Source organism: Pseudomonas sp. C321, assembly GCF_055407105.1.
Genome location: NZ_JBUZRB010000003.1, coordinates 23,891 through 49,142, shown reverse-complemented (window position 1 = coordinate 49,142; position 25,252 = coordinate 23,891). Strand labels below are relative to the sequence as shown.

The 25,252-nt window shown below is 58.7% G+C and carries 25 protein-coding genes, 1 tRNA gene and 1 pseudogene; 13 read left to right on the top strand and 14 right to left on the bottom strand.

The annotated features are described in order from the left end of the window. Nucleotides 1-12: 12 nt before the first annotated feature. Genes sctS through ACZRJ6_RS09645 form a run of 9 tightly spaced genes read right to left on the bottom strand, consistent with a single transcriptional unit; the run spans nucleotide 13 to nucleotide 8,291 of the window. Complete coding sequence (gene sctS / locus ACZRJ6_RS09685; protein WP_463967974.1) at nucleotides 13-273, bottom strand: type III secretion system export apparatus subunit SctS; 261 nt, start codon at nucleotides 271-273, stop codon at nucleotides 13-15. Between the two features lie 7 nt (nucleotides 274-280). After that, on the bottom strand, nucleotides 281-934 hold the full coding sequence (sctR, locus tag ACZRJ6_RS09680) for a type III secretion system export apparatus subunit SctR (RefSeq protein WP_463967973.1): 654 nt from the start codon (nucleotides 932-934) through the stop codon (nucleotides 281-283). After that, entirely contained in the window at nucleotides 931-1,965 is a 1,035-nt protein-coding gene (locus ACZRJ6_RS09675; protein ID WP_463967972.1) for a FliM/FliN family flagellar motor switch protein, read from the bottom strand. The genes sctR and ACZRJ6_RS09675 overlap by 4 nt, the downstream gene beginning before the upstream one ends. Continuing rightward, on the bottom strand, nucleotides 1,962-2,420 hold the full coding sequence (locus tag ACZRJ6_RS09670) for a type III secretion system HrpP C-terminal domain-containing protein (protein ID WP_463967971.1): 459 nt from the start codon (nucleotides 2,418-2,420) through the stop codon (nucleotides 1,962-1,964). The genes ACZRJ6_RS09675 and ACZRJ6_RS09670 overlap by 4 nt, the downstream gene beginning before the upstream one ends. Then, entirely contained in the window at nucleotides 2,417-2,830 is a 414-nt protein-coding gene (gene sctO, locus ACZRJ6_RS09665; RefSeq protein WP_463967970.1) for a type III secretion system stalk subunit SctO, read from the bottom strand. The genes ACZRJ6_RS09670 and sctO overlap by 4 nt, the downstream gene beginning before the upstream one ends. Next, nucleotides 2,817-4,175 carry a FliI/YscN family ATPase gene (locus ACZRJ6_RS09660; RefSeq protein WP_463967969.1) on the bottom strand — a complete coding sequence of 453 codons (1,359 nt, stop codon included), beginning with the start codon at nucleotides 4,173-4,175 and terminating at the stop codon, nucleotides 2,817-2,819. The genes sctO and ACZRJ6_RS09660 overlap by 14 nt, the downstream gene beginning before the upstream one ends. Next, nucleotides 4,172-5,068, bottom strand: a complete 897-nt coding sequence (locus ACZRJ6_RS09655) for an FHA domain-containing protein (RefSeq protein WP_463967968.1) — start codon at nucleotides 5,066-5,068, stop codon at nucleotides 4,172-4,174. Before ACZRJ6_RS09655 ends, ACZRJ6_RS09660 begins: the two co-directional genes overlap by 4 nt. 23 nt (nucleotides 5,069-5,091) lie before the next feature. Beyond that, on the bottom strand, nucleotides 5,092-7,188 hold the full coding sequence (sctV, locus tag ACZRJ6_RS09650; RefSeq protein WP_463967967.1) for a type III secretion system export apparatus subunit SctV: 2,097 nt from the start codon (nucleotides 7,186-7,188) through the stop codon (nucleotides 5,092-5,094). After that, nucleotides 7,185-8,291 carry a TyeA family type III secretion system gatekeeper subunit gene (locus ACZRJ6_RS09645; RefSeq protein ID WP_463967966.1) on the bottom strand — a complete coding sequence of 369 codons (1,107 nt, stop codon included), beginning with the start codon at nucleotides 8,289-8,291 and terminating at the stop codon, nucleotides 7,185-7,187. The genes sctV and ACZRJ6_RS09645 overlap by 4 nt, the downstream gene beginning before the upstream one ends. Before the next feature lie 262 nt (nucleotides 8,292-8,553). Here ACZRJ6_RS09645 and ACZRJ6_RS09640 point away from each other — a divergent pair, with 262 nt between their 5' ends. Continuing rightward, the gene (locus ACZRJ6_RS09640; RefSeq protein WP_463967965.1) at nucleotides 8,554-9,102 is read left to right on the top strand and encodes an RNA polymerase sigma factor; all 549 of its coding nucleotides are present in this window, start codon (nucleotides 8,554-8,556) and stop codon (nucleotides 9,100-9,102) included. A 53-nt stretch (nucleotides 9,103-9,155) separates the two neighbouring features. Here the strand turns inward: ACZRJ6_RS09640 and ACZRJ6_RS09635 are convergent, their stop codons facing one another. Next, a complete protein-coding gene (locus tag ACZRJ6_RS09635; RefSeq protein ID WP_463967964.1) occupies nucleotides 9,156-10,373 on the bottom strand; it encodes an MFS transporter in 1,218 nt (405 codons plus the stop codon). Between the two features lie 377 nt (nucleotides 10,374-10,750). On the opposite strand from ACZRJ6_RS09635, the gene ACZRJ6_RS09630 reads away from it, so the two are divergent. Together ACZRJ6_RS09630 and ACZRJ6_RS09625 are read left to right on the top strand one after the other, a co-directional pair. After that, nucleotides 10,751-10,827, top strand: a tRNA-Met gene (locus ACZRJ6_RS09630). A 170-nt stretch (nucleotides 10,828-10,997) separates the two neighbouring features. Beyond that, nucleotides 10,998-11,250, top strand: a pseudogene (locus tag ACZRJ6_RS09625) (phage integrase central domain-containing protein); the annotation flags it as partial. 41 nt (nucleotides 11,251-11,291) lie between these two features. Here the strand turns inward: ACZRJ6_RS09625 and ACZRJ6_RS09620 are convergent. Then, a complete protein-coding gene (locus tag ACZRJ6_RS09620) occupies nucleotides 11,292-12,848 on the bottom strand; it encodes a methyl-accepting chemotaxis protein (RefSeq protein ID WP_463967963.1) in 1,557 nt (518 codons plus the stop codon). Nucleotides 12,849-13,247: 399 nt separating this feature from the next. Further along, entirely contained in the window at nucleotides 13,248-14,222 is a 975-nt protein-coding gene (locus tag ACZRJ6_RS09615) for a bifunctional helix-turn-helix transcriptional regulator/GNAT family N-acetyltransferase (protein ID WP_463967962.1), read from the bottom strand. A gap of 119 nt (nucleotides 14,223-14,341) precedes the next feature. Between ACZRJ6_RS09615 and ACZRJ6_RS09610 the strand changes: the two genes are divergently transcribed. From ACZRJ6_RS09610 to ACZRJ6_RS09595, 4 genes are all read left to right on the top strand, one after another. Beyond that, a complete protein-coding gene (locus ACZRJ6_RS09610) occupies nucleotides 14,342-15,121 on the top strand; it encodes a PhzF family phenazine biosynthesis protein (RefSeq protein WP_463967961.1) in 780 nt (259 codons plus the stop codon). 34 nt (nucleotides 15,122-15,155) lie between these two features. Next, the gene (gene ggt, locus ACZRJ6_RS09605) at nucleotides 15,156-17,000 is read left to right on the top strand and encodes a gamma-glutamyltransferase (protein WP_463967960.1); all 1,845 of its coding nucleotides are present in this window, start codon (nucleotides 15,156-15,158) and stop codon (nucleotides 16,998-17,000) included. Between the two features lie 161 nt (nucleotides 17,001-17,161). Then, a complete protein-coding gene (locus ACZRJ6_RS09600; RefSeq protein ID WP_463967959.1) occupies nucleotides 17,162-17,482 on the top strand; it encodes a transcriptional regulator in 321 nt (106 codons plus the stop codon). After that, the gene (locus ACZRJ6_RS09595; protein ID WP_463967958.1) at nucleotides 17,469-17,783 is read left to right on the top strand and encodes a helix-turn-helix domain-containing protein; all 315 of its coding nucleotides are present in this window, start codon (nucleotides 17,469-17,471) and stop codon (nucleotides 17,781-17,783) included. Before ACZRJ6_RS09600 ends, ACZRJ6_RS09595 begins: the two co-directional genes overlap by 14 nt. A 21-nt stretch (nucleotides 17,784-17,804) precedes the next feature. Here ACZRJ6_RS09595 and ddlA read toward each other — a convergent pair whose 3' ends face one another. Beyond that, the gene (ddlA, locus tag ACZRJ6_RS09590) at nucleotides 17,805-18,899 is read right to left on the bottom strand and encodes a D-alanine--D-alanine ligase (RefSeq protein ID WP_463967957.1); all 1,095 of its coding nucleotides are present in this window, start codon (nucleotides 18,897-18,899) and stop codon (nucleotides 17,805-17,807) included. 252 nt (nucleotides 18,900-19,151) lie between these two features. Between ddlA and ACZRJ6_RS09585 the strand changes: the two genes are divergently transcribed. Next, on the top strand, nucleotides 19,152-19,955 hold the full coding sequence (locus ACZRJ6_RS09585) for an AraC family transcriptional regulator (protein WP_463967956.1): 804 nt from the start codon (nucleotides 19,152-19,154) through the stop codon (nucleotides 19,953-19,955). Between the two features lie 117 nt (nucleotides 19,956-20,072). Next, complete coding sequence (locus ACZRJ6_RS09580) at nucleotides 20,073-20,663, top strand: GNAT family N-acetyltransferase (RefSeq protein WP_463967955.1); 591 nt, start codon at nucleotides 20,073-20,075, stop codon at nucleotides 20,661-20,663. On the opposite strand, the gene ACZRJ6_RS09575 is transcribed toward ACZRJ6_RS09580, so the two are convergent. Continuing rightward, a complete protein-coding gene (locus ACZRJ6_RS09575; RefSeq protein ID WP_463967954.1) occupies nucleotides 20,611-20,943 on the bottom strand; it encodes a DUF2790 domain-containing protein in 333 nt (110 codons plus the stop codon). The two genes, ACZRJ6_RS09580 and ACZRJ6_RS09575, sit on opposite strands and share 53 nt — an antisense overlap. Before the next feature lie 257 nt (nucleotides 20,944-21,200). Here ACZRJ6_RS09575 and ACZRJ6_RS09570 point away from each other — a divergent pair, with 257 nt between their 5' ends. The 4 genes from ACZRJ6_RS09570 to ACZRJ6_RS09555 all read left to right on the top strand — a co-directional run bounded on the left by ACZRJ6_RS09570 (nucleotide 21,201) and on the right by ACZRJ6_RS09555 (nucleotide 25,231). Further along, on the top strand, nucleotides 21,201-22,529 hold the full coding sequence (locus tag ACZRJ6_RS09570; protein WP_463967953.1) for an OprD family porin: 1,329 nt from the start codon (nucleotides 21,201-21,203) through the stop codon (nucleotides 22,527-22,529). 184 nt (nucleotides 22,530-22,713) lie between these two features. Next, nucleotides 22,714-22,908, top strand: a complete 195-nt coding sequence (locus ACZRJ6_RS09565) for a hypothetical protein (protein ID WP_463967952.1) — start codon at nucleotides 22,714-22,716, stop codon at nucleotides 22,906-22,908. A gap of 272 nt (nucleotides 22,909-23,180) precedes the next feature. Further along, the gene (locus ACZRJ6_RS09560) at nucleotides 23,181-23,855 is read left to right on the top strand and encodes a heavy metal response regulator transcription factor (RefSeq protein ID WP_463967951.1); all 675 of its coding nucleotides are present in this window, start codon (nucleotides 23,181-23,183) and stop codon (nucleotides 23,853-23,855) included. Then, nucleotides 23,852-25,231, top strand: coding sequence for a heavy metal sensor histidine kinase (locus ACZRJ6_RS09555; protein WP_463967950.1), 1,380 nt, complete (start codon nucleotides 23,852-23,854; stop codon nucleotides 25,229-25,231). Before ACZRJ6_RS09560 ends, ACZRJ6_RS09555 begins: the two co-directional genes overlap by 4 nt. Nucleotides 25,232-25,252: the final 21 nt, after the last annotated feature.

Sequence of the window (25,252 nt, the reverse complement as noted above, 5' to 3'; positions counted from 1 at the left end):
GGGGCCAATTCCTCAGAGCGCTGAACGCGCAACCATGTCGAAGGTGAGATTGATCAGCTTGATCAACTCGACACCGATCCAGCGTCCCGTCACGACCAGAGTAATACCCACTGCCACCAGCTTGATCCCGAACGGCAGCGTCTGGTCCTGCACCTGCATCAGGGCCTGCACCAGGGACGTCAGCACCCCGACAATCACTGCCACAATCAGTGGCGGAGCCGACAGCACCACCACCAGCAACATGCCCTGTTTGAACAGCTGAATAGGGTCCATGTTTCACTCACAGGAAGGAAAGAAAGAGGCTGTCGAGCAGCCGCGACCACCCCGATACAAGAACGAACAGCAGCAGCTTGAGGGGCAGCGAGATGGTCATGGGCGAGACCATCTGCATGCCGAGTGCCAGCAGCAGATTGGAGACAATCAGGTCGATGACGATGAACGGAATGTAGATCAGGAAGCCGACTTCAAACCCTGCCTGCACTTGTGACAGAACAAACGCCGGCATCAGCAGGATCAAGTCATCGCGTTCGGTGCTCTGCACCATTTCGGGAGGCCACAGGCGCGCGGTATTTTCATGAAGGTGGGTCAACAAGTCCGGATCGGTGTTGCGAAACATGAAGGCCCGCAGTGGTTTTATCGCAACCAGCCCGGTTTCCTGAAACGCCTGCACACTGGTGGTGTCCAGCGGCGACACCTTGACGATCTGCCCGATTTCATAGCCCACGGGGGCCATGATAAAGAGAGTCGCTGCCAGCGCGATCCCGTTCAAGGCCATGCTCGGTGGAACCTGCTGCACGCCGATGGCGTTGCGGGTAATCATCAGCACGATAACGATTTTCAAAAATGCCGTGCAGATGATCAACAGCATCGGCATCAGCGTCAACGAACCGAGGAACAACGCCAGCAGAAGGGGATCAAGTCCTTGAACACTCATCGGGAAAAGATTACCCGTGACAGCTGCAACCCTAGGCGCCCATCCACCTCCACCAGTTGCCCATGACCAATGGGACGGTCTGCATAATAGAGCCCGGCCATCCCCGGCCCATAACCTGAAATGCCCAACACAGCGCCCGGCGCCAACTGCCGCAGTTCCCCCAGGGTCAGCTGCAGGGTGCCGCAGCGCACGGTCAGGGCAATCGACAACTCATCGAACGGCTCATGCCCGAAGACATTAACCAGCGGCTCGTCGCGTGCCTGATCACCGGGTTCGCCCCATCCCTGTCCCTGGGAACTGTCCCCATAATCTTCGTCCACAGTCGCTTCCTCGATAGAAAATAGGATCAGGCGCAGAGCGCCTGTTTCATCGTCAATGCGCCCTTGCAGGCGGTGGCGCCCCAGGCGCAATTGACCATCACCCTGGGCATTGAAGAATAGGGACTCCAGCAGCAGCACATCTCCCGGGCGCACGGTGCCCAACTGCGTGACGGGCAGTTGCAGGCGTCCGATAGTCACCGGTACGCAGAGGGGAAACGAGTCTGGCAATGGGCCGCTCATCGGCCGCCATAACGCGGCATCGCACAGCGCCAGCAGGCTGGCCGGCGCCAGTATCAGACGCGCAACCACCCTGGACGCACCCAGCACCACGGTGAGTCGACAGCCAAAGGTCTTGCGCTGCAATTGCCCCAGCGGTCGCAGATACCCGAACACGTCAAGCAACTGGGGACTCAGGCTGTGCTGGAACAACGCCCAGAACCAGGAGTCCGGATCGTTGCCGGCCTCGGCCAGCACCACCGGGCACTCACCAAACAGACTCAGCACCGCGCTTGGCTCACTGAACGTCAGCACCCCACGAGCTGTCTCGAATGAAAGCAGCCCCCGGCCAGCCGGTGCGGGCCCAGGCTCCAGCAGCAGTTCACCGCACTGGTCGGCCACCTGAAACGGCAGGCGTAGCCCGCGCCCCAGACGACGCCGCGCCGCGACCTTGACCCCATCGACAGCTGGCAATTTCAAGGCCGGCAACATCATGCTGGGTTCACTTGTACCACCTGTAAACTGACGGGTTGTCCGAGGCGTTTGGACAGTCTGTCCTGACAGGCCTGCCGGGAGCCGGTGAGCCAGATCGAGGTCCGTTCTTCTTCCGCCTCCAGGTCAATCTCCCAGGACTGGTTCTCATGTTTGGCGCTGACATTGATCCGCCCAAGGCGCGGCAGGTAGATGGCGGCGTGCAGAGGCCACTGGGATACGCCGCTCAGGCGAAGTTCCAACTGCTCGGACAAGGTGTTAATCGTTGCAACATCGACCTGCCCTGCCTGAGAAGGTCGTTCGCTGGTGTATCCACCTTCCCCGCCATCGTCGGCAAAATACTGAGTAAACAATCGGCTCGACTCCATGGACACGACGAGGCCCTGTCCCGGTACGACCTCGTTCTGAGACTCGCGCACGCGTGCACGCTCCTGCTTGCTGGCAGACAGTTGTGTCATGGCGCTTCCTCGGCCAGTAGCACGGCCAACTCCTGAAGTTTTTCAACTTCGCGTAAACACTGGGTGACCTGCTTCTGTGCGGTATCGATATGTGTCACTTGCCTCTCCTGTTGCTGGTACAAGGTCTGCAGTTGCCCCTCATCACGGGCCGTGCCAGCCGATAATTTGCGCTCTTGGGCACCCCAGGCCTTCAGGTCTTGCAGCGAAACCACCTGCCCTTGATGCTGGTTCGCCAGTTCTGCGGTTTGCCGGACTTCTTCCAAACGGGCTTGCTCAAGCGCCTCTTGCGCCTGTTCGACCTTGGCCTGGAGGGCTTTCTGAGCTTTTTTCGCCTCACGTAAGGCTCGCTCGGCGCGGTCGGCCCGGTGCCTGCGCAAACGCCGCAAGGTGTCTATTTCAGAAGGGAACATAAGCTGTCAGCTCACTCAGTTGATCCAGGGTCGACTCCATCGGTGAAGGCACCCTCAAGTCCTGCCGCAAAAAGGCATCGACCGCTTGCCGACTCTCGACCGCCAGGTCAGTCAGGGCGTCAGCACCGGCCTGGTACTCACCCAGCTTGAGCATCAGTTCGATCTGCTGGTAAGCCGACAACAACCGCCGCAGTGCCGTGCTCGCTTGTATGTGTGCAGGCTCGGCCACGTTGCTGAGCGTCCGCGACAGGCTGGCCAATACGTCCACCGCCGGGTAATGGCCGCGTTCAGCCAGTTTGCGTGAGAGCACGATGTGGCCGTCCAGCAGGGAACGGACCTCATCGGCGATGGGGTCGTTCATGGAGTCCTGCTCGATCAGCACGGTGTAGATGGCGGTGATGACACCCTGACGGGTCAGCCCCGCGCGTTCCACCAGGCGTGGCAACAGGCTATAGACCGAGGGCGGCAAGCCGCCGCGCCCCAACGGCTCACCGGCAGCCAGGCCGATTTCGCGCTGGGCGCGGGCGAACCGAGTCAGGGAATCAATCAGCAGCAGGACCCTCTGCCCCTTGCGCCGAAAACCCTCCGCCAAGGCCGTGGCGGTAAATGCCGCGCGGGCACGCTCCATACTGGACCGGTCAGAGGTGGCACACACCAGCACCGCCTTGGCGCGCAATTGATCATCGAGTTCATGATCGAGAAATTCGCGCAGCTCCCGGCCACGCTCACCAATCAGGCCGAAGACGATTACATCACAGTCAACGTTACGGGCGATTTCCGCCAGCAAGGTGGTCTTGCCGCAACCCGCACCGGCGAACAAGCCAACCCGCTGGCCCTCACACAGGGTCAACAGACCATCGATCGAACGCACGCCCGTGGGCAACGCCCGGCTGATTCGCGGACGCTCGGTGGGCAACGGCGCCTCGCACAACACCGCACTCGCCTCTTGTGTATCGGCGCCGGCAAACGCGCTGGGGCCGATTCCGGCAATGGGTCTACCGAACCCGTCGAGCACCTGCCCCAACAAGTCATCACCCACCCGTACCCGGTGGGGCATACCCAGGCGCTGCACGCTGGCGCCCACTCGCACACCCTCCAGGTTGCCCAGGGCACTGAGTACCGCGTCTTGATGATCGAAACCTATAATTTCCGCCAGCATGCTGTCTTCACCGACCTTCTCCACCAGGCACAAATCGCCGATGCACGACGCAGGCAAGCGGCATTGCAGCAACATGCCGTTGACCCTTTGTATGCGCCCACGCACCGTGACCGGCGCATAGCCTGCCAGCCTGGCAGACTGGCGCTGCTGCCAGGCGTCAAGCCGCTCTGTGAAGGAGTAGTTCACCAGCCGACCTCATAACGCTGCGGACCGTCAAACACCACCTTGTTGTTGTCGATGGAGGTCAATCGCAAACCGTCTATTTCATCCCCCAGAAACAACCGACGCCCTTCTGCCAGGACGACATGGCCATTCTTGCCGCCGACAATTTGCACAATCCTGAACGGCAGATCGGTGTTGCGCTCACGCACCCGGCTGATAACGGGAACCGGTGTGTCGAACTGCTCCTGAAAACGGTTGAGCATCCGCGAAACCAGCGCCACCTCGTCCCTGGACGCTGTACCGTCGATCATCACCTGCCCATTAATGATTTCCAGGACAAAACGATGACCCAGTTCACGCTCACTCAGCATCTTCAGCAGTTGCTGGCGCACCTCATAAGAGCTGGCCAGTTCGAGCTTTTGCCCAACAACCGGCATCAGCGACGCCTGGGGCTGGCTCTCATCGGTGGAGGTCATCCCCAACGCCATGATGATCAGGGCCACAATCGCCAGAATCCCCATGACGCGTCTTTGTTGAAAAATCGACGGCACGGCCGCTTCGGGTTCCGGCTGTTCAGGCAGCTCCACTCGGTGTACGTAAACGGGCGCCGGTTCCTCGGGCCAGGGTTGATCGGCAGGGGCCACATAGAGTCGAACACCCGCGATGGTAAAGGGCATGTTGATCGCAAGGTCAGCGATTTGAGCCAAAACCTGACCGCCAGCATCCTGCAAAAGGCCTTCTTGCGCTTGCACCGCCCATTGATCGACGACGCACAGCAGATGCACATGGCGTGGTGCAATTCCCGGATCGTAAAGGGTCAGGTCGGCGTCCACACTGGCGCCAATGCACCATTGCTCCCCAAACAGAGGTAATGCGGCGCCCTGGTGCAAACCATTGAGTACTCGCAACTCGAACATGATCAGAGCCTCTGTCGTTGGATTCACGCCACGGAGTCGTGCAGCAAGCCGTCCTGACCTAGGTCAAACCGACCGAGCACCTTGACCTTCGCGGCACTCGTCAGCTCGGCAAAGGACAGCACCGGCACATGGTTGAACTCCTCCAGCAACAAAGCACGCAAGGGACTGCGCAGATCCTGCGCGACCAACAGCACGCTCTTGGTCTTGGATCGCAAGACAAACGCCTCTTTCAACAGGCTGATCAGCAGCGCGCTGTGTTCATTGTCCAACGCAAAAAACACTCCGGTCTGGGTCTGGCGCAGCGCTTCACGGAAAACGTTTTCGGTGTATGGCGAAAACAGCCAGGCATGCAAACCGTCTTCTTCGCTGTACTGGTGGTAGATCTGGGATTTCAAGGCGATCCGGGCATAGTCAGCCAATGCTTCGGGCTCACGCTCATGTTGGCCGTACTCAATCAACGCCTCGACAATCAACCGCACCGCCCGTAGAGGTATGCCTTCACCGGCCAAGCGCTGCAATACCGCAGAAAAACGCGACAGAGGCATGATCCGTTGCAGCTCCTGAACCAGTTCCGGCTGGTTGAACTCCAGCCAGCTAAGGATCGATTTGCTCTCCTGAATACCGAGAAACTGTGGCCCGCTGACCATCATCGCCCGCTGCATGCGCTCGATAATCAGATCCTGCGCAGTAATCCGTTCCAAATGCTCATCACCCAGCAGGGCATCATCGGGATGCAGCCACAGCCAATCTTGCTCATCACGCTCTGCAAGGCCCCTGATGCCATCGTTGGGTTCGTCGGCACACGCCTCGCGCTGCACGGCCAATCGCTCGGTCAGCGTCGCCGTGAGCATTGGTACTTCATGCACGCAGAAACGAAATTCATCGTCGGCCAGCGGCGGGCTGTATTCAATCTCAAAAGGCGGCAGCGTCAATCCGACGCTGGTAACGATGCCATTACGGGTTTGGCGAATCGCCTGAATAAGTGCTGTCACACTCGGATCTCCCAAGCGTGTAGAGGGGAACTGCAACAAGTACGGGCGGGAGGGATCAAAACCACGCAAATCTTCCTCGCCGTTTTTTTCCGGCGCAACGATCTGCGCCGTCGATGCCTCGGATTGGTCGTCCTGCGTTTTTTTGCGGGTAAGGTAATAGCCCAGGCCTCCGGTCATCAGCGAAATAACAATAAAGACCATCGTCGGCATTCCGGGAAGTGCGGCGAACGCCAACATGCCGACCGATGCGATCATCCAGCTCTTGGGTTCACTGGTCATCTGCCGGGCAATTTCAGCGCCTATGTGATTGGCGCCCTTGTTTGCGCCATCCGGCGCAACTCGGGTGATGATCATGCCGGCAGTCAGGGAGATCAGCAGTGCCGGAATCTGTGCAATCAGCCCGTCGCCGATCGTCAGTACCGAATACAGCGCCATGGAATCCCCTGCGCTCATCCCATGCTGGAACATGCCGGTGGAAAACCCACCCAACAAGTTGATCACCACGATCACCAGCCCGGCGATAGCATCACCCTTGACGAACTTCATGGCCCCGTCCATAGCCCCGAACAACTGGCTTTCCCGGGACAGTTGCTCGCGCTTGTTACGGGCCTGGTTGCCGTCGATCAAGCCGGCACGCAAGTCACTGTCGATGGACATTTGCTTGCCGGGCATCGCATCAAGGCTGAAACGGGCCGCCACTTCAGCGACGCGCTCCGAACCCTTGGTGATCACCAGGAAGTTGACGATGGTCAGGATCATGAAGATCACCAACCCCACTGCCAGGTTGCCACCCACCACAAAGTTGCCAAATGCCTCGACGATGTCACCGGCGTCCTGTTCCAGCAGGATCAGACGGGTGGTGGCAATCGACAGCGCCAGCCGGAACATGGTGGTCAGCAGCAGGATCGAAGGAAAGGACGAAAAGGCCAGTGGCCCTGGCAGGTAAAGCGCCAACACGATCAACAGGCACGAGATACAGATATTGAGGGCAATGAGGATATCCACCAACCAGGTGGGCAACGGCACGATAAAGATGAAGACGATGGCCAGCACGACGACAGCCCCCAGCACGTCGGCTCGACGCGCAACGGTCAGCAGTACCGTGTTCAGCCATTGAAGTGCAGTCACGGCGCTGCGGCTACCAGGCGGGACGTGGCGCGCCCTTCGGCCGTCGTACGCTCATCCATCAGCATCAGAAAGTTGTGCAGGGTTTCCTGGCGGCTTCGTCCGTCTCGCCACAGGGACAACGGCAGACGCTGAATCAACGGATAAAGGACGTTGAGCGAGACCAGTTGCGCGGACGGGCTCTCGCCCCCCAGTTCGCTGCCAAGACGTAACACTTCGTTGGGCGCGATGCCCGTACTGGCGTAGCCCAACAAGCGCTGCAACAGCGTAATGGCATCCTGTTCGCTGCGTGGATGCTCGGAAACCAATCGCCGGCCCAACTCCCGACAACTGCACAACACCCCATTGAGCTGACCGCACGCCTGCAATCCCAACAACAATGTGCGCAGCTTGGCGATGGGCAATGAAGGGGTATGGGCGGCAACATCATCGGCGAGGGCCCGACGCATCACTTGCAGCCCGGCATTGAACTGCTCGCCACCAAACAACCCCAATAGCGCCTGCATCATGGTCGCCAGGGATTGGCGCTCCACCACGCTGGCGTAGTACAACTGGCGAACCGCCTGGCGTAACGCCGGATCATCGCTGGCCACCTGCAGCGACTGCGCAATATTGAGCCCCGCCTGAATCTGCGGAGCATAGAGCGCATGCATTTGCTGAAGAAAATCGCGGGCCAGATCGGCCTCATGAGTGCGGCCTTCGGCCTGGGCCTGGGCACTGACCTGATGCAACACCACATGGGTGCGAGCCGGATCATCCCCAGTCAACCCCAGCAGGTTCTCGGCACTGGGCCGCTGCAGCAACTGAATCCGCGCCTGGCGCACCAGATGCTCCAGGCTCGCTTGCCCAGGGTGCCCCAACTGCTCATACAGCTGTGCCAACTGCTCGACTTTTTGAACCCGGTTCTCCGTACGGGCAAGCCTCAACTGACGCTGATCCAGACCTTTGCTGCTGCGCTCCATCTGCTGGCTGAACAGCATGCCAACTTCCTCGGCAGCATTGTGCTGTGCAACCTGTGCCGATTGCCCACGTGCCAAGGGGATTGCAATAGCAGGGTTGAGCTGCTGAAGCTTTTGCGCATCGCTGTGGGATGTATCAACTTTCATAAAGGCGCCGGGAGTTAGGTTTCGTGCTCCTGTGTGGCGAGCCACTCCTGAACAGTTCCAACCCCTGGCACATTTTCTTGCACGTGTAATAACTGGCACGGCTTTAATCAGCCCTGTGCAAGCTTTGACATTCCACGTCTAAAAAACAAAAAAAATAACTAATTATATCAATGCATTAGACAATTAATGCGATTGGCACAGGCGGTGCTTAGGGAGTCCCCATCGAAACCATTTCGATAGCGATTACCCTAAGGAAAAAATAATGGATAACTCTTCCGATGTAGAACCTACTTCTCCTGTCTCACCTCAAGCCATGCTCGACCTACCGGGCGAGCATCAGAAAAAGCTGCGCAGTTTTATCCACAAGCGCGTCCTGAACCCCGAAGATGCCGATGACATCTTGCAGTTGACCTACCTTGAAGCCTGGCGCAACAAAGAGCGTTTCAGCGGCCAGGCCGCCCTGAGCACCTGGATGTGTGGCATTGCACAAAATCTGATCCGCAACCACTTTCGCCGTCTGTACGCCAAGCCTGTGCATTGCGAATTTGATGAGTCGCTCTGGCACAGCCAGGACGAAGGGCAGGATCTGGGGTGGCAATTCGAAATCAACCGCCGGCTGGAAAAGACCCTCAGCGCCATCAAAGGTCTGCCGGTAGAAATGCGCAACACTCTGTATGCCTCACTCGAAACCGACGGCAGCTACCAGGACACCGCCGATGTGCTGGCGATTCCAATCGGCACCGTACGCTCCCGGCTATCCCGCGCGCGCGAACAGCTCAAACGGGTGACACAGTCCCACGCTTCCCGATAGGAGAGGTATCGCCCAGGGACGGAGCGATACCCCCCTGGGTCAAGACTCAGGTATCACGCCTGTTTCGCGCGCGGCAATAGAATCGCCAACACCCCCAACAATGGCAAGAACGAGCACAACGTGTACACGTACTCAATGCCGTGAATGTCAGCCAGGTGCCCCAGCAGCGCCGCACCAATCCCGCCAAAACCGAACATCAAACCGAAGAACACTCCGGCGATCATCCCCACGTTCCCCGGCACCAGCTCCTGTGCGTAAACCACAATCGCCGAGAACGCCGACGCCAGAATAAAGCCGATCACCACACTGAGCACGCTGGTCCAGAACAGGTCGACATGGGGCAATAGCAAGGTGAATGGCGCAACGCCCAGGATCGAGAACCAGATCACCGCCTTGCGGCCGATCTTGTCGCCAATCGGCCCGCCGAAAAACGTCCCCGCCGCCACCGCACCGAGAAACAGGAACAGGTGCAACTGGGAACTGGCCACCGACAAGTCGAACTTCTCGATCAGGTAGAAGGTGAAGTAGCTGGTGATACTGGACATGTAGAAGTACTTGGAAAACACCAGCAGCCCCAACACCACCAGTGCGCTCAGTACGCGCCCCCTGGACAAGCCGTGGGTCGCCGCCTGGCCTTGCTTAAGCTTGAACAGGTTCAAATGGTTGCGGTACCAGCGACTGATGGCATACAGCACACCCAGCGCAAATACCGCGAACAAGCCAAACCAGGCCACATTGCCCTGGCCGAACGGAATGATGATCGCCGCCGCCAGCAACGGGCCAAAGGCGGAACCGGCATTACCACCGACCTGGAACGTCGACTGCGCCAGGCCATAGCGCCCGCCCGAAGCCAGGCGCGCCACACGGGAAGCTTCCGGGTGAAACGTAGAGGAGCCAACACCGATCATCGCCGCGGCAACGAGGATCATCGGGAAACTGCCGACCTGGGACATCATCAGAATCCCGATCAAGGTGCACACCATTCCGCATGGCAACAGGAACGGCTTGGGATGGCGATCGGTGTAATACCCCACCCACGGCTGCAACAGCGACGCGGTGAGCTGGAACGTCAGGGTAATCAGCCCGACCTGGGTGAACGTCAGGCCATAACTGGCCTTAAGCATTGGATAGATCGACGGCAACACCGCCTGGATCAAGTCATTGATCAAATGCGCCAGCGCCACCGCGCCGATGACAGGCATGACCAATGGGCTGGATTGCCCGGCGGCAGGCGCCGTAGCCACTGTAGGCTGGGAATTGCTCAGAGCCATGAAGAAGGTTTCCGTACAACAGATGGATGCACAGGTGCAGGTGCGACAATGTGCCACTTTTCGCTGCCGGATTGCCATCCCCTTAGGGTGCTAACGAGTTGATGAGTTAGTACTGCCGCCACGGCTTGTAAAAAGCCAGCACGGAAAATCGCTGTATTTTGCGGGACGTTTCCTAGAGAAACTTTCGGCTTTATGCCGTGTGGGTTCGCTGGCTTGTCTTCGGATTGCCTGCCCTTGCGCGCTGGCACAGGAACGACCAAGGCCCCGCCACTCGTCACCTTACCCGGCGATTTTCGATAAACAGTTGATAGCGTAGATAAAATTTCAACAAAAAGGCTTGACGCATTCCCGTTCTCCGCGAATAATGCGCGCCACTTGGCTACATAGCTCAGTTGGTTAGAGCATAGCATTCATAATGCTGGGGTCCGGGGTTCAAGTCCCTGTGTAGCCACCAAGTACCGATCCATAGATGTCTACAGCAGTCTATGAATCACCTCAAGAAGCCCGCCTCGTGCGGGCTTTCTTGTTTCTGGCTATCTCGCGCGGCCTCCCCCTATACCCTCCCGCCGTGTATCCCCCTGTGCATCCTCGATAAATAATTGAACCGAGGGGATACAAGCCCAAATGAAGCGATCCGAGATAAAACGCCACCCCCTTTCCGATACCGCATTGGCCGGCCTGGAGCCTGATGCCAAGGAGTATCGCGAGCTGGACGGAAGCGGAAAGGGATATCGCCGGCGAGACATTCGAGCCACTGGCACGAGAGTGGCACGCCTCACGCCTCACCAACTGGGATGCGGGCACCGCGAAGCGAATCATCGGCGCCCTGGAGCGTCACGTCTTCCAGGTGTTCGGCAAACGTCAGCTTCAATCTATCCGTCTACCGGCTAACTGATTGGGCTGCGCTTTAGATCAGCCCTATAATCGAAAGCGCTTAACCAAAACGTCAAGCTCCTGGCCTAAGCGTGCCAACTCGATACTTGAGGCGGCTGTCTCATTACTAGCGCCAGCGGTTTGTTCAGAGATATCACGCACGCTCAGCACGCTACGGTTGATCTCTTCAGCCACTGCGCTCTGCTGTTCAGCGGCTGAGGCAATCTGCTGATTCATCAACTGGATTGTAGACACCGTGCGGGTGATATTTTCCAGAGATGTTCCTGCACGACGAGTTAATTCAACACTGCTATCAGTCAATATACGACTGTTCTCCATAACGGCGGACACCTCTTGAGTGCCGTTTTGCAAGCTGGAGATCAGCTTTTCAATTTCTTCGGTGGATTGCTGGGTACGCTGCGCCAAGCTACGAACTTCATCGGCAACTACCGCAAAACCTCTTCCAGCTTCACCAGCTCGCGCGGCCTCAATGGCGGCATTGAGAGCGAGTAGGTTGGTTTGTTGGGCGACCGCCTTAATAACATCGAGCACGCCGCCGATTTTGCTGCTTTCCTCTCTGAGATTACTCATAGCTACGGTGGAGTTGCCGACTTCGATAGCTAGACGTTCGATTTGAGCCACGGCCTCGCCAACAACTTTGTCACCTTCGCGAGCCTGCTGATCTGCGGCGGCCGCGGCGTCAGAGGCTTCTTCAGCATTACGCACTACCTCTTGCACGGTGGAGGTCATTTGGTTCATGGCAGTAGCAACTTGATCGGTTTCGACTCTTTGGCTGTTCACACCAGCACTGGTCTGCTCGGTGACGGCTGACAACTCTTCGGCAGCGCTAGAAATCTGGATGACACTAGCGCCAATACCGCCAATCAGTTCGCGCAGGCTGGTGGTCATCTGTTGCAGGCCTCTCTGCAATTGCCCTACCTCATCGCGGCGATTGACCTCCATATCCTGACTCAAATCGCCGGAGGCAATACGATCGACGTCCTTTAGGACATGCTGCAACGGTGTAACAATTTGCCGGGTAATGATCCAGGCCGCGACGGCACCGAGCAGCAACGCCAGCGCAGCGATGCTAGCAAGCAAGGTTTTAGCAAAAGACGAATCGGCATCGCGCTTGGCGGATTGCGACGCTATCAACTGCTGGGTGGTATTGAGCAGGATATCGCCTTGCACACCTATTCGGGCGAACACCGGAGCCAGATCGGCTCCCGCCTGGCTTAAGGCGCCCTGGGCATCGCGATACACCTTGACCGCGGCTATCTGCTGGTCAATCAGCGCCGCATCGCTGGGCACGGTCAGTTGGACACGAGCAGTATTCAAATACCCAGCCAGTTCGTCGAGCGTCTGGAGGATCATCCGGGCACTGTCCCCCTTAGGGTTGAGCTCCATCTGCAAGCGATGAATTCGCAGGTCCTTGGTCATCTCGCTGACACGAGCGATGCCCTGTACTTTGACGCCGCGCTCAGCAAGAACATTGATTGCTGTCCAGCCAGTTAGCGCAAGGAGAAAAGTCAGTCCTAATACCAAGCCGAATCCAAGCCCGAGTTTGGCGCTGACACGGATATTGCTGATCCAACCAAACATTTAATACTCCAGAGCTGCAGATTGCGTTTACCTAGGTGATAAACCACAAAGGTCTATCGACGGCTCTTTGTTCTGCTTTAGGTACGTTGTCCACCCTTCGTCGGAATGTAAGACAGGCATGAGACGAAACCGGTGCCGGGTGGGCGTCTGAGGCTTACTTCATGCGGTGGCCGTCAAAGAGCCGGGCTTTGCCGTCTCACACCCAAGACAGACCCCAGACGGATTCTGGACAGGCTCTGGGCGGATCACAATAAAGCTGAATCGCTCCCACGGCTCCGCCACCCAACATTGAAAGAGTTACATACCCAGTTCAAATGTCTGTGTACCACCAAGTACTAAAAACGGCTTACCGAAAGGTAGGCCGTTTTTTTATGCATGGAGAAAAGCCCTACCCCTGCATTACCGCAGCCTTACAAAACACTGCTCAATCACCAGCGCGCCCCACTGCTGCCCTTCCTGTTCCGATTCCAGAATAAAGCCAGCGTCTTCATAGAGCTTGCGCGCGACATCAAGCCCCTTGAACGTCCAAAGCCGCACGACGGGGAACCGCTGCTCATCGCAAAAGGTAAGTGCCTCGTTCAACAAGCGTTTACCCAATCCCTGGCCTTGAGCCGATGGGTCAAGAATAAAGCAGCGCAGTATCGCCTCGCCCTTTTCGCCCTCAGCGTCGATGGCAATCGAGCCGACAATCCGCTCAGCGTCCAATACGCTCCACACCTCGTTGCGAGGGTTGGACAAGCGCCCCATCAACTGCGCCATGTCCGATGCCACCAGGCTTTCAAAGGGCTGGCCGAATTCGGCGTGCCTGGAATAGTAATCGGCATGCATTTGCGTAATCCGCCCGATCACGCCTGGCCGGTAGCCTCGAACGATACTGAAACGCTGTTGTGCAGACGGCTCGGCACCCAATCGATGCACCCGCAAAGCGTGCGCATAGTGTTCGATGCCCTGACTCACGGCTTGCTGTTGTTCACTGGACAAAAGCCCCAGCGCATCACCCACCTGACGCCGGGCAAACGTCTCAATCTCCCGCAGGGTTTTCGTACCTTGGGCTGTGAGGCGCAGCAGTTTCGAGCGCGCATCGCCAGCGTTGGCAAACTCTTCGATTTCGCCCGCCTCGATCAGCTTGCGCACCATCCGGCTCACTGAAGACTTTTCCAATCCCAGCAGTGCTACCAGCGCACCCGCGGTCAGTGATCCACGCTCGCCAATCTCTACAATCGTATGCACCGATGAAGGTGGGTAGTGAGTCTCTGCCAACCTGGGCTGCATGAAACCCAGCTCTCGAACCATGAGTCGGGATGCCGAACGGATTTGATCAATGAGATCCGGTTGGAAAGCATTCACAGGGGCCACCTCATCTGAACAGGGCATTTAGTTGTGCAAGGCAACTATATGAATTTAAGTTGCACCGAACAACTACCTCTCGGATTTTGACGCTCGCCCTCCCCCACTGCTAGTGTCCGACCTCCCCAAACAGACGGAGCGCCCCGGTGAAACTGGACATCTACCAAGTCGACGCCTTTAGCGACCACCCTTTTGGTGGCAACCCGGCTGCAGTCTGCCCGCTTACCGAATGGCTGCCCGACAACCAACTGCAGGACATCGCCGCTGAGAACAACCTGTCCGAAACCGCCTTTTTCGTGCCTCGGGGCGAGGTGTATGAGCTGCGCTGGTTTACCCCGGAGGTGGAAGTGGACCTGTGCGGCCACGCCACGCTGGCTACCGCCTGGGTGTTGATTCATGCGTTGGCGGGTGCGCCAGAGGTCCTGCGGTTTGCCACTCGCAGCGGTGAGCTTCGAGTGACCCGCATTGGCGATGAGCTGGCGATGGATTTTCCGGCCAAGACTCCGGCTGCCTGCGAACCGCCCACCGGAATGTTGAGCGCCCTGGGGATTGAGAGCGCCGAGGTGTACGCCACCGATGACTACATCGTGCTGGTGGAAGACGAGGCGCTGGTCGCCGCCCTCACCCCGGATTTCGCGCGGCTCAAGGGGCTGCCAAAACGCGGCATCGCGGTGACGGCCAAGAGCACACGCTTTGATTTCATTTCCCGCTGGTTCGGGCCCAATGTCGGCGTCAATGAAGACCCAGTCACCGGTTCCGCGCACACATCGTTGGCGCCGTTCTGGGCCGAGCGCCTGGGCAAGACGCGGCTGCACGCTGAGCAGGGCGGCAAGCGCCGCGGCCAGTTGAGCTGCGAATTGCAGGGCCAGCGGGTGATTATTTCCGGCAAGGCCGTGCTGTATATGCAAGGCACGATTTACCTGTAGAGCGTTACCCCAGGGACAACAGATCATTCTCAAAATGAACGGAGTTCATCGCGTGTTTTCGATTTTTCATCATCGCCGGCTTACCACCCTCTCGTTGATAGCCGCCGCTCTCACCCTCGCCGCTTGCCACAGTGCCACCACGCCTGAGTTGCCGCCTGCCCCCGAGTTGGGTTCGGGCTATCGCACCGATATGAGCGTGCGTCACGCCGAGCGCCATATGGCTGCAGCGGCTAACCCGTTGGCAGCCGAAGCCGGGCGGGAAATCCTGCGCAAGGGTGGCTCGGCCATTGATGCGGCAATTGCCATGCAAGCGGTGCTCACCCTGGTGGAACCGCAATCCTCCGGGATCGGCGGCGGCGCTTTTATCATGCTGTGGGACGGTAAACAGGTACGCGCCTACGACGGTCGCGAAACTGCGCCGGCCGGCACCACCGAGCGCTTGTTCCTGAAGGCCGACGGTACGCCGATGGCGTTTCCTCAGGCGCAGATTGGTGGCCGTTCAGTCGCCACACCCGGTGTGTTGCGCGCGCTGGAGATGGCGCACAAAAGGACCGGTCGCCTGCCGTGGGCCACGTTGTTTGAGCCGGCCATTAACTTGTCCGAAAAAGGCTTCCCGATTTCCCCGCGCCTGCACAGCCTGATTGCCGCCGACCGGTACATCAACCAATCACCGGACATGGCCGCCTACTTCCTCAACACCGATGGCACGCCAAAAGCCACTGGCACGCTGCTGAAAAACCCAGCCTTGGCCAACGTCTTCAAACGCATTGCCAAGGAAGGACCGGACGCTCTTTACCACGGCCCAATTGCCGAAGAAATCACCCGCAAGGTCCAGGGTAATAGCAACGCCGGCAGCCTGTCGCTGGACGATCTCAAAGGCTACAGCGCCAAGGAGCGCGCGCCGTTGTGCACCGACTACAAACGCTGGCAAGTCTGCGGCATGCCACCACCGTCTTCGGGCGGGATTGCCATTGCGCAAATCCTTGGCACCTTGCAGGCATTGGAAGCCCGCGATCCACGTTTGGCGCTGGCCCCCTTGAAACCGGTGAAGACGGCAACAGTGGCAGGCCTGGAGCCGGTCCCGGAAGCCGTCCACCTGATCGCCGAGGCCGATCGCCTGGCCTATGCCGACCGCGCCCTGTACGTAGCCGACAACGACTTCGTTCCGGTACCGACCGCCGGGCTTGTGGCCCCCGACTATCTGGCCAGCCGCGCCGCCTTGATCAGTGATCGCAGCATGGGGATTGCCCAACCCGGCAAGCCTGCTGGAGTTGAGGTGGCATACGCGCCGGATCGCTCGCCGCTGCGCATCTCCACGTCCCAGGTAGTGGCCGTGGACGATCAAGGCGGCGCCGTGTCGATGACCACCACCGTCGAGGCGGCCTTTGGCTCCCACGTCATGGTTCAGGGCTTTTTGCTCAACAACCAGATGACGGACTTTTCCTTTATTCCCGAGGAAAACGGCAAGCCGGTCGCCAACCGAATCGAGCCGGGCAAGCGCCCACGCTCCTCCATGGCACCGACCCTGGTATTCGACCGCCAAAGCGGCGAACTGCTGGCTACCGTCGGCTCCCCAGGCGGTTCGCAGATTATCGAATACGTCAGCAAATCCCTGGTAGCCATGCTCGACTGGAACCTGGACCCGCAAGCCGCCATCAGCCTGCCCAACTTTGGCAGCCGCAACGGCGCGACCGAGCTAGAGCAAGGACTGTTCAGCCCGCAGTTGAAACAGGCGCTCAAGGACAAGGGCCACGCCCTCAGCGAAATCGACATGACCAGCGGCACCCAGGCCATCGTTCGGGTGCTGGATGCCCAGGGCAAGGTGTCGTGGAGTGGTGGAGCAGATCCGCGGCGTGAGGGGGAGGCGCTGGGGGATTAAAAATTTTGGGGCTGCGATTGATCCCGTAGATCGCGGCCTTCTCTATACAGCATGCCCTGTCATTTTTTGCGATGAAAAGCCACTTGAGCGCCCGCTCTTCTCCTGACATTTTCTGGCCCGTCACTTCTTGTTAGAGGCTACGTCAAGGACGTAGCATTTGCGTGTTAACGATCATTGAATCTGCGCTATTCAGCAAACTCTGGCCCGATTACTGGACCGAGGAGGAACGGGGTATTTTCATGGGTTTTCTGGCCAGCCATCCTGATGCCGGGACAGTTGTTCCGGGCTTGGGTGGTTGTCGAAAAGTGCGCTGGAGCCTGGAGGGCCGAGGCAAGAGCGGCTCAGTACGAATCATCTACACAACACAGTTAGCTTGTGGCGCGCTGGTTGTCTTACTGATCTATGGCAAAGGTGCCACTGAAAATATTCCAGCGCACATCCTGTACAAAATCGCGAAGGAAATGAACTATGCCGCTCACTGAGAAACAACTGAAGGAACGTGACGCCAAGCGTAATATCGGCGAGGAGCTACTGGCTGCCATTGTTGACGTCAAGGCAGGACGTCATGGTCAGGTTCATCACGTTGAAGTCACTCAAGCTGCTGAGGCGCGTAGCAAGACGGGGCTGTCGCAACCCCAATTCGCCGAACTGCTGGGTGTTTCCGTACGCACTCTTCAAGAGTGGGAACAAGGTCGCCGCTCACCGTCCGGCGCAGCGCGTTCGTTGCTGCACATTGCAGCCATCAGGCCGGACGTATTCCGCGAGGTCCTCAGTAACGCCTGATGACGTTACTTGGCAACAGCGTTAACGACTGATCTTCAAGCCCTTGCGCCCTGCATGCCGCTCCAGCGCCAGCTCGATCAAGCGGCTGACCAGTTCGCTATAGCTCATGCCAGCGGCCTGCCACAGCTTGGGGTACATGCTGATGCGGGTGAAGCCGGGCAGTGAGTTGATTTCGTTGATCAGCACCTCACCGTCGTCCGTGAGGAATACGTCGACCCGCGCCAGTCCGGCGCAACCCAGGGTTTCAAACGCTTCGATGGCCAGGGCACGAATACGCTCGCTGACCTCAACGCTGATAGCCGCTGGCACCACCACTTGGGCGGCCTGGTCGTCGATGTATTTGCTGTCGTAGGAATAGAACCCGTCACGCACCACAATCTCGCCGCAGCCGCTGGCGATGGGGTTGTCATTGCCCAGCACGGCACATTCGATTTCCCGGCCTTTGACCGCCGATTCCACCAGCACTTTTTCATCAAACCCCAGGGCCAGTTCAACGCCGGCGTGGTACTCGGCTTCGTTGCCGACTTTGCTCACGCCCACCGAAGAGCCCTGGTTCGCCGGTTTGACGAACATCGGCAAACCGAGTTTGTGCTGCGCCTGCTGGAACGAGGTACGGGCGGCGTTGCCACGGTTGAGAGTGATAAACGGCGTCACCGCAATCCCGGCATCGCGCAGCAGGCGCTTGCTGATGTCCTTGTCCATGCACACCGCCGAACCCAATACGTCAGAGCCGACAAACGGCAAGTCCGCCATGCGCAGCAGGCCTTGCAGGCAACCATCTTCGCCAAGGGTGCCGTGGACGATGGGGAAGATTACGTCGACGTGTTCCAGCAAGGCCTGGCTGGAGGTTTCCACCAATTGCTGGCTGGCCTTGCCTGGCACCACGGCCAACTCGCGGTTGGACTGGTTGAGGGCGATCAACGCAGGGTTTTCCTGGTTGATCAGAAAATCGGAGGTGTCATTGAGGTGCCAGTGGCCGGCCTTGTCGATGCCAATCAGCACCGGCTCGAAACGCGAACGGTCCAGGGCATCGACGATGTTACGTGCCGACTGCAACGACACCTCGTGCTCGGCCGAACGCCCACCAAAAATAATACCTACCCGCAACTTGCTCATGACTGGCCTCGCGTTGAACGTGTTCTGAAAAGTCACGCTACTTAACACCAGGCTTGCATCAACTTAAAGGGGCTGTGGCACTTTTTCCCACGCGCTGATCTCAGCGAGTAGTAAGGGTTGCGCCAGGTCGGTGCACGAACACGGATCAGAGACCCGCTGCCCACTGCGTGCACGATCGTTCAAGACCCCAGCAGACAGCTGATTCACACTGGGTTAACGTGTTTACATTCCTGTGTGACAAGTCACTCTGCCATGGCCCAATCCAACATCGACTGGCTGCACCGCGCCCCCCACGCCAGTGGGCTGGAGCGCATCGAGGCGTATTTTGCCGGGTTTGGCTACGACCCCCATCGCCACGACACCTACGCCATCGGCCGCACCCTGTTTGGCGTACAGAGCTTTCACTATCGCGGGGCCCAGAGTCACAGCCTGCCGGGCGGGACCATGGTCTTGCACCCCGATGAAGTCCACGACGGTTATGCCGGCAGCGCGCAAGGTTTCAAGTACCGGATGATCTATGTCCAGCCGGCGCTGATCCAGCAGATCCTCGGCGGCAAGCCGTTGCCGTTTATCCACAATGGCCTGTCCAGCGACCCGTGGTTGTACCGGGCCAGCGAAGTGCTGCTGCAAAACCTGGATTGCCCGATTGATCCGTTGCAGGAACAGGACGCACTGTTCGACCTGGCCCATGCCCTGAATAACGCATCGGGCATCAGCACCCGTCGCAAGACCTTCGATTACTGCGCCGCCGAACGTGCCCGGGAATTTATCCACAGCGCCCTGGGCCGCACCATCACTTTGGATGAAATGGCCGAACACAGCGGCCGGGATCGCTGGGCATTGTCGCGCGATTTTCGCCTGCTGTTCGGCACCAGTCCCTATCGCTACCTGACCATGCGCCGCCTGGACCTGGTGCGCAGCCTGCTCGTGCAGGGCCAGTCGATGGTCGACGCCGCGCTGACCGCAGGTTTCACCGACCAAAGCCATATGACCCGGCAATTTCGCAGCACCTTCGGGTTGCCGCCGTCGCGCTGGGTGAAGATGCTCGGGCGCTGAGGCCGCGCGCGATGGTAGGTTTAAAGCTTCATGCCCAGCCACCTGAAACTTGAATCCACACGCTGGGTTGTGAGATGAAGATAACGTTCGTTACAGCGACCGCGAGGCTTTACAAGGATGAACCTGACATTGACGCCCCCGCAGTGGGATGACGTGAACGAAGTGCTGGCCTTCGAGCTGGGGAATCGGGCGTACTTCGAAAGCTGGGTCAACGCCAGACCCGACACTTACTACAGCGTCGACGGCGTAACCCGGGCAATCGAGACTGCCCTGCTGGAAGCCAATGAAGACCGTGCCTATCAGTATCTGGTGCGCGAGAACGGGGTTCTGGTGGGACGGATCAACTTTACCCAGGTCCGGCGCCGGTACTTCCATTCGGCGTCCCTGGGTTACCGCATGGGCGCCGACCACACCGGGCGCGGCCTCGCCCGGCAAGCCGTGGGGCTAGGCTTGAAAAAAGCCTTTGAGGAGCACGCCCTGCTACGCATCGAAGCCACGGTGCGCCCGGAAAACCCAGGTTCCCTGCGGGTGCTGGAACGCAGCGGCTTCACTCAGTACGGCCACTCACGCAAAAGTTTTCTGTTCCATGGGCAGTGGTTCGACATGCTGCACTTTGAAATCCACGCACAATCCAACACTACGACAAGCACTCAGGTCAGCTACCGTTGTTACGGCACAAACCCATCACCTGATATTCAAGAGTGTTGAGGGTGCCGTTGGAGTCCTCATAAGTCATGCGCGAGGGCACGGTCTTGCAAGCGCGAATCGGTGGCGTGACGCTAACCACCCTGGCGATGTCCAGCTTCATGCCATACCGATAGGCCTGCACCTGGGGCGCCGGCTTGCCCTTGCTGGCGGCATACACAGCCATGGCTTTCTGGTTCTGTTCCATCAGTTGACCAAAGGTGCGATCACCACCGCCTTCGGCCATTGCGCCCATCGACAGCGATAAAGCCAATACGCCCATGGCGAGTGTTAAACGGTTCATGACAGTGTCCTCGTCTGATTTCAGATAGTTGAAAGTTCAGAGCCAAGGGTAACTAATGCACCCTGTCAGATTATTCACCGAAAGATTACATATCCGTTATATCCCGCTGAACTGGCAGAATTGTAATCCTCACGCCACCTCTTCGTTATCTTGTGTTTGCAACTATGAGCCTGGCTCTCTTTATCAGAGAACAACTCCAACAAGAACGCCCCTGGCGACCCAAAAAGCTAATAGCTGCCAATACCGAGGAGCGCTACATGTGCACTAACCGCAAACGTACCCTTACAATAATCGCCGCATTGGCCGGATGTACGCCGCTGGCGAGCGTGGCCGTGGAAGATAAACCCGAAGGTTTTATCGATGGCAGTACCTTGAACGTGCTGGCTCGCAACTTTTACTTCAATCGTGATGACCGCAAAGGCCAGTCCAGCCCCACCGGCAATGGCTATTCAGAGGCCTGGGCGCAAGGGCTGATCGGCAAGTTCGAGTCGGGATTCACTCAGGGCAGCGTAGGTTTTGGCCTGGATGCCTTTGCGATGTACGGCTTGAAACTGGACTCGGGCACCGGGCGCAGCGGTGGCAAGGGGTCGTTCGGCGTGCTGCCGGTGGACAGCGACAACCGCCCCGAAGATGGCTACAGCAAACTCGGCGGCGCGGCGAAAATGCGCCTGCTGGATACCGTGATCAAGGTCGGTGATGTGTTCCCGCAAACGCCAGTGGTGCACTACGGTGACTCGCGTTTGTTGCCGGAAAGCTTTCGCGGCGTCACCCTGGAAAACACCAGTCTGGAAGGCTTGAACCTGCAAGGCGGGCGCCTGCATGCCATGAGCCAACCCGCCGCCAGCGGTATGCGCGACGGCTTCGCGACGTTTTATGCAGGCAATGTGGATTCGCCCTGGGTCGGTTATTTCGGCGGCGATTATCAGCTGAACAAGCATGTGAGCCTGAGCCTTTACAGCAGCCGCCTGAAAGATGCCTGGGATCAGTATTACTTCGGCACCGCCGCCAGCTACCCACTGACCGACGAGGTGTCGGTGTTTGGTGGTTTTAATTACTACAAGGCGGTGGACGAGGGCAAAAAGCTGTTGGGCGAGTTCGATAACAACATCTGGAGCGCCCGGCTCGGCGTGAAGGTTGGCGCGCATCGCCTGGCCCTGTCGCACCAGCGCAACAACGGCGATGACGACTTCGATTACTTGCGCCAGTCGGACTCGATCTTCCTCGACAACTCGATCCAGTACAGCGACTTCAACTCACCCAAGGAACGCTCATGGATGGTGCGCTACGACCTGGACATGCAGACCTTCGGCATTCCCGGCCTGTCGTTCATGACCCGCTACGGCAAAGGCACCGGCGCTGACTACAGCAACGCCAACGCGGTGTACATGCGCCGCGATGGCGCGGGTGACCCACTCACCAACCAACGCCGCTGGGAGCGCGATATCGAGGCCAAGTACGTGGTGCAAGGCGGAAATTTGAAAGATCTGTCGCTGCGGCTTCGCCAGGCGACAGTTCGCTCAAGTGCCTTTGAATCGGACCTGGAGGAATTTCGGCTGATTATTGAATACCCGTTGGCCATCCTCTAAACAACAGAAACGGCAAGTACTTACATTCACTTGCCGTTCACTAGCACTTCTTCACAAATTGAATGCTTTCAGAACTGTAATATCGCCCTCACCTTCTCGTTAAGTTGAGCTTCTTATACTGCCTGCATCGCCAAGCCGAGCGTTTATTTCAACTAATGGCACGGGCCTTATTGGGAGAGAGTTAATGAAACCGCTCTATTTTCTATTGCTCAGTTTGCTGAGCGCCACATCCACCGCTGCACTGGCCGATGACGGCAGCGACCGGGCCCGACAGTTTCTGACTGAGTTTCGTCAGCAACAGCAGCAGATCCACGGCTCGCAAGCCGTGGCCCAGCAATCTTCCGCGTCTGCAGAGACACCTTCCCAAGAGGACATCTGACCTGCGCACACCGAGCACATTCATCTCTGAAGCTTTTGTGTAGCTCCTTTGGAAAGAGATGAATTTTTAGCGCCCCCATGGGGCGTTTTTTTTGCGCGTACAAACCTCGCAACTAATCGTCGCCCCCCAACAAAAACAAAGGGTTAGAAAAGAGACGCGCCTTGACCCTATAGCTACTTCAGACTTCAAACTTCCCCTACATTCTGGACTACGACCTTTATGAAATCGTAGCCCCTGCCGCCTATTCGTTCATCAGTAAAAGGTAAATTCTCATGCGTATCCTTGTGGTTGAGGACGAGCAAAAAACCGCCGACTACCTGCACCAGGGCCTGACCGAAAGTGGTTATGTCGTCGACTGTGCGTCCACCGGTGTTGATGGTCTTCATCTGGCAGGGCAACACGCCTATGAGCTAGTCATTCTCGACGTCAACCTGCCGGAAAAAGATGGCTGGGAAGTGCTTGAGCAATTGCGCCGCGACAACACCCTGCGGGTCATGATGCTCACCGCTCGCGGCCGGCTGACCGACAAGATCAAAGGCCTGGACATGGGCGCCGATGATTACTTGGTCAAGCCCTTTGAGTTTCCCGAATTGCTGGCCCGCGTGCGCTCCCTGTTGCGGCGTAGCGAGCCGATTGTACTGCCGGAAGTATTCCGGGTATCGGACCTTGAACTCGACCCGCGCCGCCATCGCGCCTACCGGGGCACGCGACGGATCGACCTGACCACCAAGGAGTTCGCGCTGCTGCAGGTACTGATGCGCCAGAGTGGTGAAGTGCTGACCCGCACACAGATCATTTCCCTGGTCTGGGACATGAACTTCGATTGCGACACCAATGTAGTGGAAGTGTCCATCAGCCGCCTGCGGGCCAAGGTCGATGACCAGAGTGAGGTCAAGCTGATCCATACCATTCGCGGTGTCGGCTACGTATTGGAGGCGCGCCAATGAGGACCGGCAGCCTGTCGATGCGCCTGGGGCTGACCGTCAGCCTGATGGGCGCGGGTCTGGTGTTACTGCTGGCGACCCTGGCGTACCTGGCGCTCACCCATGAACAGGAAAAACTGGCGCGCAAAGGCCTGGAAAACAAGATGGAGCAAATCCAGCACAGCCTGGCCCAGGACCTCAACACCCGCGACATCAGCGACCGCCCCCATTCGCTGCTGGACCTGGTGATGGGCCACGATAATTTTTACCTGACCATCATCGGCCCCGACGCCGCCGTACTGCTCAGCGTCGGCGCCAAGTCACAGGAACCCTTGCTGACCGACTTTGCCGCCAGTCAAACCCTGGGCTACCTGAACTGGACCGACAGCCGCGGCAATCAGATTCTCAGCGCCTCCAGCCTGATGCGTTTGCACACGGGCGAGAGCGTGCGGGTGCTCTTGTCCCTGGATCGTTCGGATGACCTGGCGTTGCTCAGCGCCTACCTGCGTTCCACGGTGATCGCCCTGCCGCTGCTGTTGATGCTGATCGGCATCGGCGCCTGGTGGCTGGTGCAACGGGGATTGGCACCGCTGCAGCAGTTCAGCCGCGTCGCCGCCAAGGTCACCACCCAGGACCTGACCCATCGGCTGGCGGTGGACAACCTGCCCAAGGAGCTGGGCGAACTGGCCCAGGGCATCAACTTCATGCTCCATCGCCTGGACGCCGGTGTGCAGCAGTTATCGCAATTCTCCGATGACCTGGCCCATGAGCTGCGCGCGCCCCTCACCAACCTGATGGGCAAGGCCCAGGTGACGTTGTCCCGTGTGCGTGCGCCAGAGGAGTACAAGTCGGTGCTGGAATCCAGCACCGAGGAGCTGGAGCGGCTGGCGCGGATTGTTTGCGACATGCTGTTTCTCGCCCAGGTCAGCCATCCTGCGGCACGCGCCTCGTTTGAAGTAGTGTCCCTGGGGGATGAAGCGCGCCGGGTCATGGAACTGTTTGCCTTGAGTGCCGAAGACAAGCAGTTGACCCTGAGCCTGTCCGGCAACGCCTGGGTTCATGGCGATCGCCTGATGATTCAGCGGGCCATTTCCAACCTGTTGTCCAATGCCATCCGCCACAGCCCGCTGACCGCCAGCGTTTCCCTGCAGGTGGAGTCCCACGACCAAGGTGTGTCGCTGTCGGTGAGCAACCCGGGCGCGGGGATTGCAGCGCAACATTTGCCGCACCTGTTCGAACGCTTTTACCGCGTCGACAGCAGCCGCGCCCGGGCCGAAGGCGGTACCGGCCTGGGTCTGGCCATCGTGCGCTCGATCATGAACCTGCATCAGGGGCAGGCCGAAGTCAGCAGCCTGCCGGGCAGCGCCACGCTGTTTCGGCTGGTGTTTCCCTGTGGCTAGCGGGCTTGTCGGATCACCACA

Excerpts from the sequence above, each read along its gene's own strand:
- sctS (WP_463967974.1), bottom strand. The coding sequence starts at position 273 with ATGGACCCTATTCAGCTGTTCAAACAGGGCATGTTGCTGGTGGTGGTG.
- sctR (WP_463967973.1), bottom strand. The coding sequence starts at position 934 with ATGAGTGTTCAAGGACTTGATCCCCTTCTGCTGGCGTTGTTCCTCGGT.
- ACZRJ6_RS09675 (WP_463967972.1), bottom strand. The coding sequence starts at position 1,965 with ATGATGTTGCCGGCCTTGAAATTGCCAGCTGTCGATGGGGTCAAGGTC.
- ACZRJ6_RS09670 (WP_463967971.1), bottom strand. The coding sequence starts at position 2,420 with ATGACACAACTGTCTGCCAGCAAGCAGGAGCGTGCACGCGTGCGCGAG.
- sctO (WP_463967970.1), bottom strand. The coding sequence starts at position 2,830 with ATGTTCCCTTCTGAAATAGACACCTTGCGGCGTTTGCGCAGGCACCGG.
- ACZRJ6_RS09655 (WP_463967968.1), bottom strand. The coding sequence starts at position 5,068 with ATGTTCGAGTTGCGAGTACTCAATGGTTTGCACCAGGGCGCCGCATTA.
- ACZRJ6_RS09645 (WP_463967966.1), bottom strand. The coding sequence starts at position 8,291 with ATGAAAGTTGATACATCCCACAGCGATGCGCAAAAGCTTCAGCAGCTC.
- ACZRJ6_RS09640 (WP_463967965.1), top strand. The coding sequence starts at position 8,554 with ATGGATAACTCTTCCGATGTAGAACCTACTTCTCCTGTCTCACCTCAA.
- ACZRJ6_RS09635 (WP_463967964.1), bottom strand. The coding sequence starts at position 10,373 with ATGGCTCTGAGCAATTCCCAGCCTACAGTGGCTACGGCGCCTGCCGCC.
- ACZRJ6_RS09620 (WP_463967963.1), bottom strand. The coding sequence starts at position 12,848 with ATGTTTGGTTGGATCAGCAATATCCGTGTCAGCGCCAAACTCGGGCTT.
- ACZRJ6_RS09615 (WP_463967962.1), bottom strand. The coding sequence starts at position 14,222 with ATGCCCTGTTCAGATGAGGTGGCCCCTGTGAATGCTTTCCAACCGGAT.
- ggt (WP_463967960.1), top strand. The coding sequence starts at position 15,156 with ATGAACGGAGTTCATCGCGTGTTTTCGATTTTTCATCATCGCCGGCTT.
- ACZRJ6_RS09595 (WP_463967958.1), top strand. The coding sequence starts at position 17,469 with ATGCCGCTCACTGAGAAACAACTGAAGGAACGTGACGCCAAGCGTAAT.
- ddlA (WP_463967957.1), bottom strand. The coding sequence starts at position 18,899 with ATGAGCAAGTTGCGGGTAGGTATTATTTTTGGTGGGCGTTCGGCCGAG.
- ACZRJ6_RS09585 (WP_463967956.1), top strand. The coding sequence starts at position 19,152 with ATGGCCCAATCCAACATCGACTGGCTGCACCGCGCCCCCCACGCCAGT.
- ACZRJ6_RS09580 (WP_463967955.1), top strand. The coding sequence starts at position 20,073 with ATGAACCTGACATTGACGCCCCCGCAGTGGGATGACGTGAACGAAGTG.
- ACZRJ6_RS09575 (WP_463967954.1), bottom strand. The coding sequence starts at position 20,943 with ATGAACCGTTTAACACTCGCCATGGGCGTATTGGCTTTATCGCTGTCG.
- ACZRJ6_RS09570 (WP_463967953.1), top strand. The coding sequence starts at position 21,201 with ATGTGCACTAACCGCAAACGTACCCTTACAATAATCGCCGCATTGGCC.
- ACZRJ6_RS09565 (WP_463967952.1), top strand. The coding sequence starts at position 22,714 with ATGAAACCGCTCTATTTTCTATTGCTCAGTTTGCTGAGCGCCACATCC.
- ACZRJ6_RS09560 (WP_463967951.1), top strand. The coding sequence starts at position 23,181 with ATGCGTATCCTTGTGGTTGAGGACGAGCAAAAAACCGCCGACTACCTG.
- ACZRJ6_RS09555 (WP_463967950.1), top strand. The coding sequence starts at position 23,852 with ATGAGGACCGGCAGCCTGTCGATGCGCCTGGGGCTGACCGTCAGCCTG.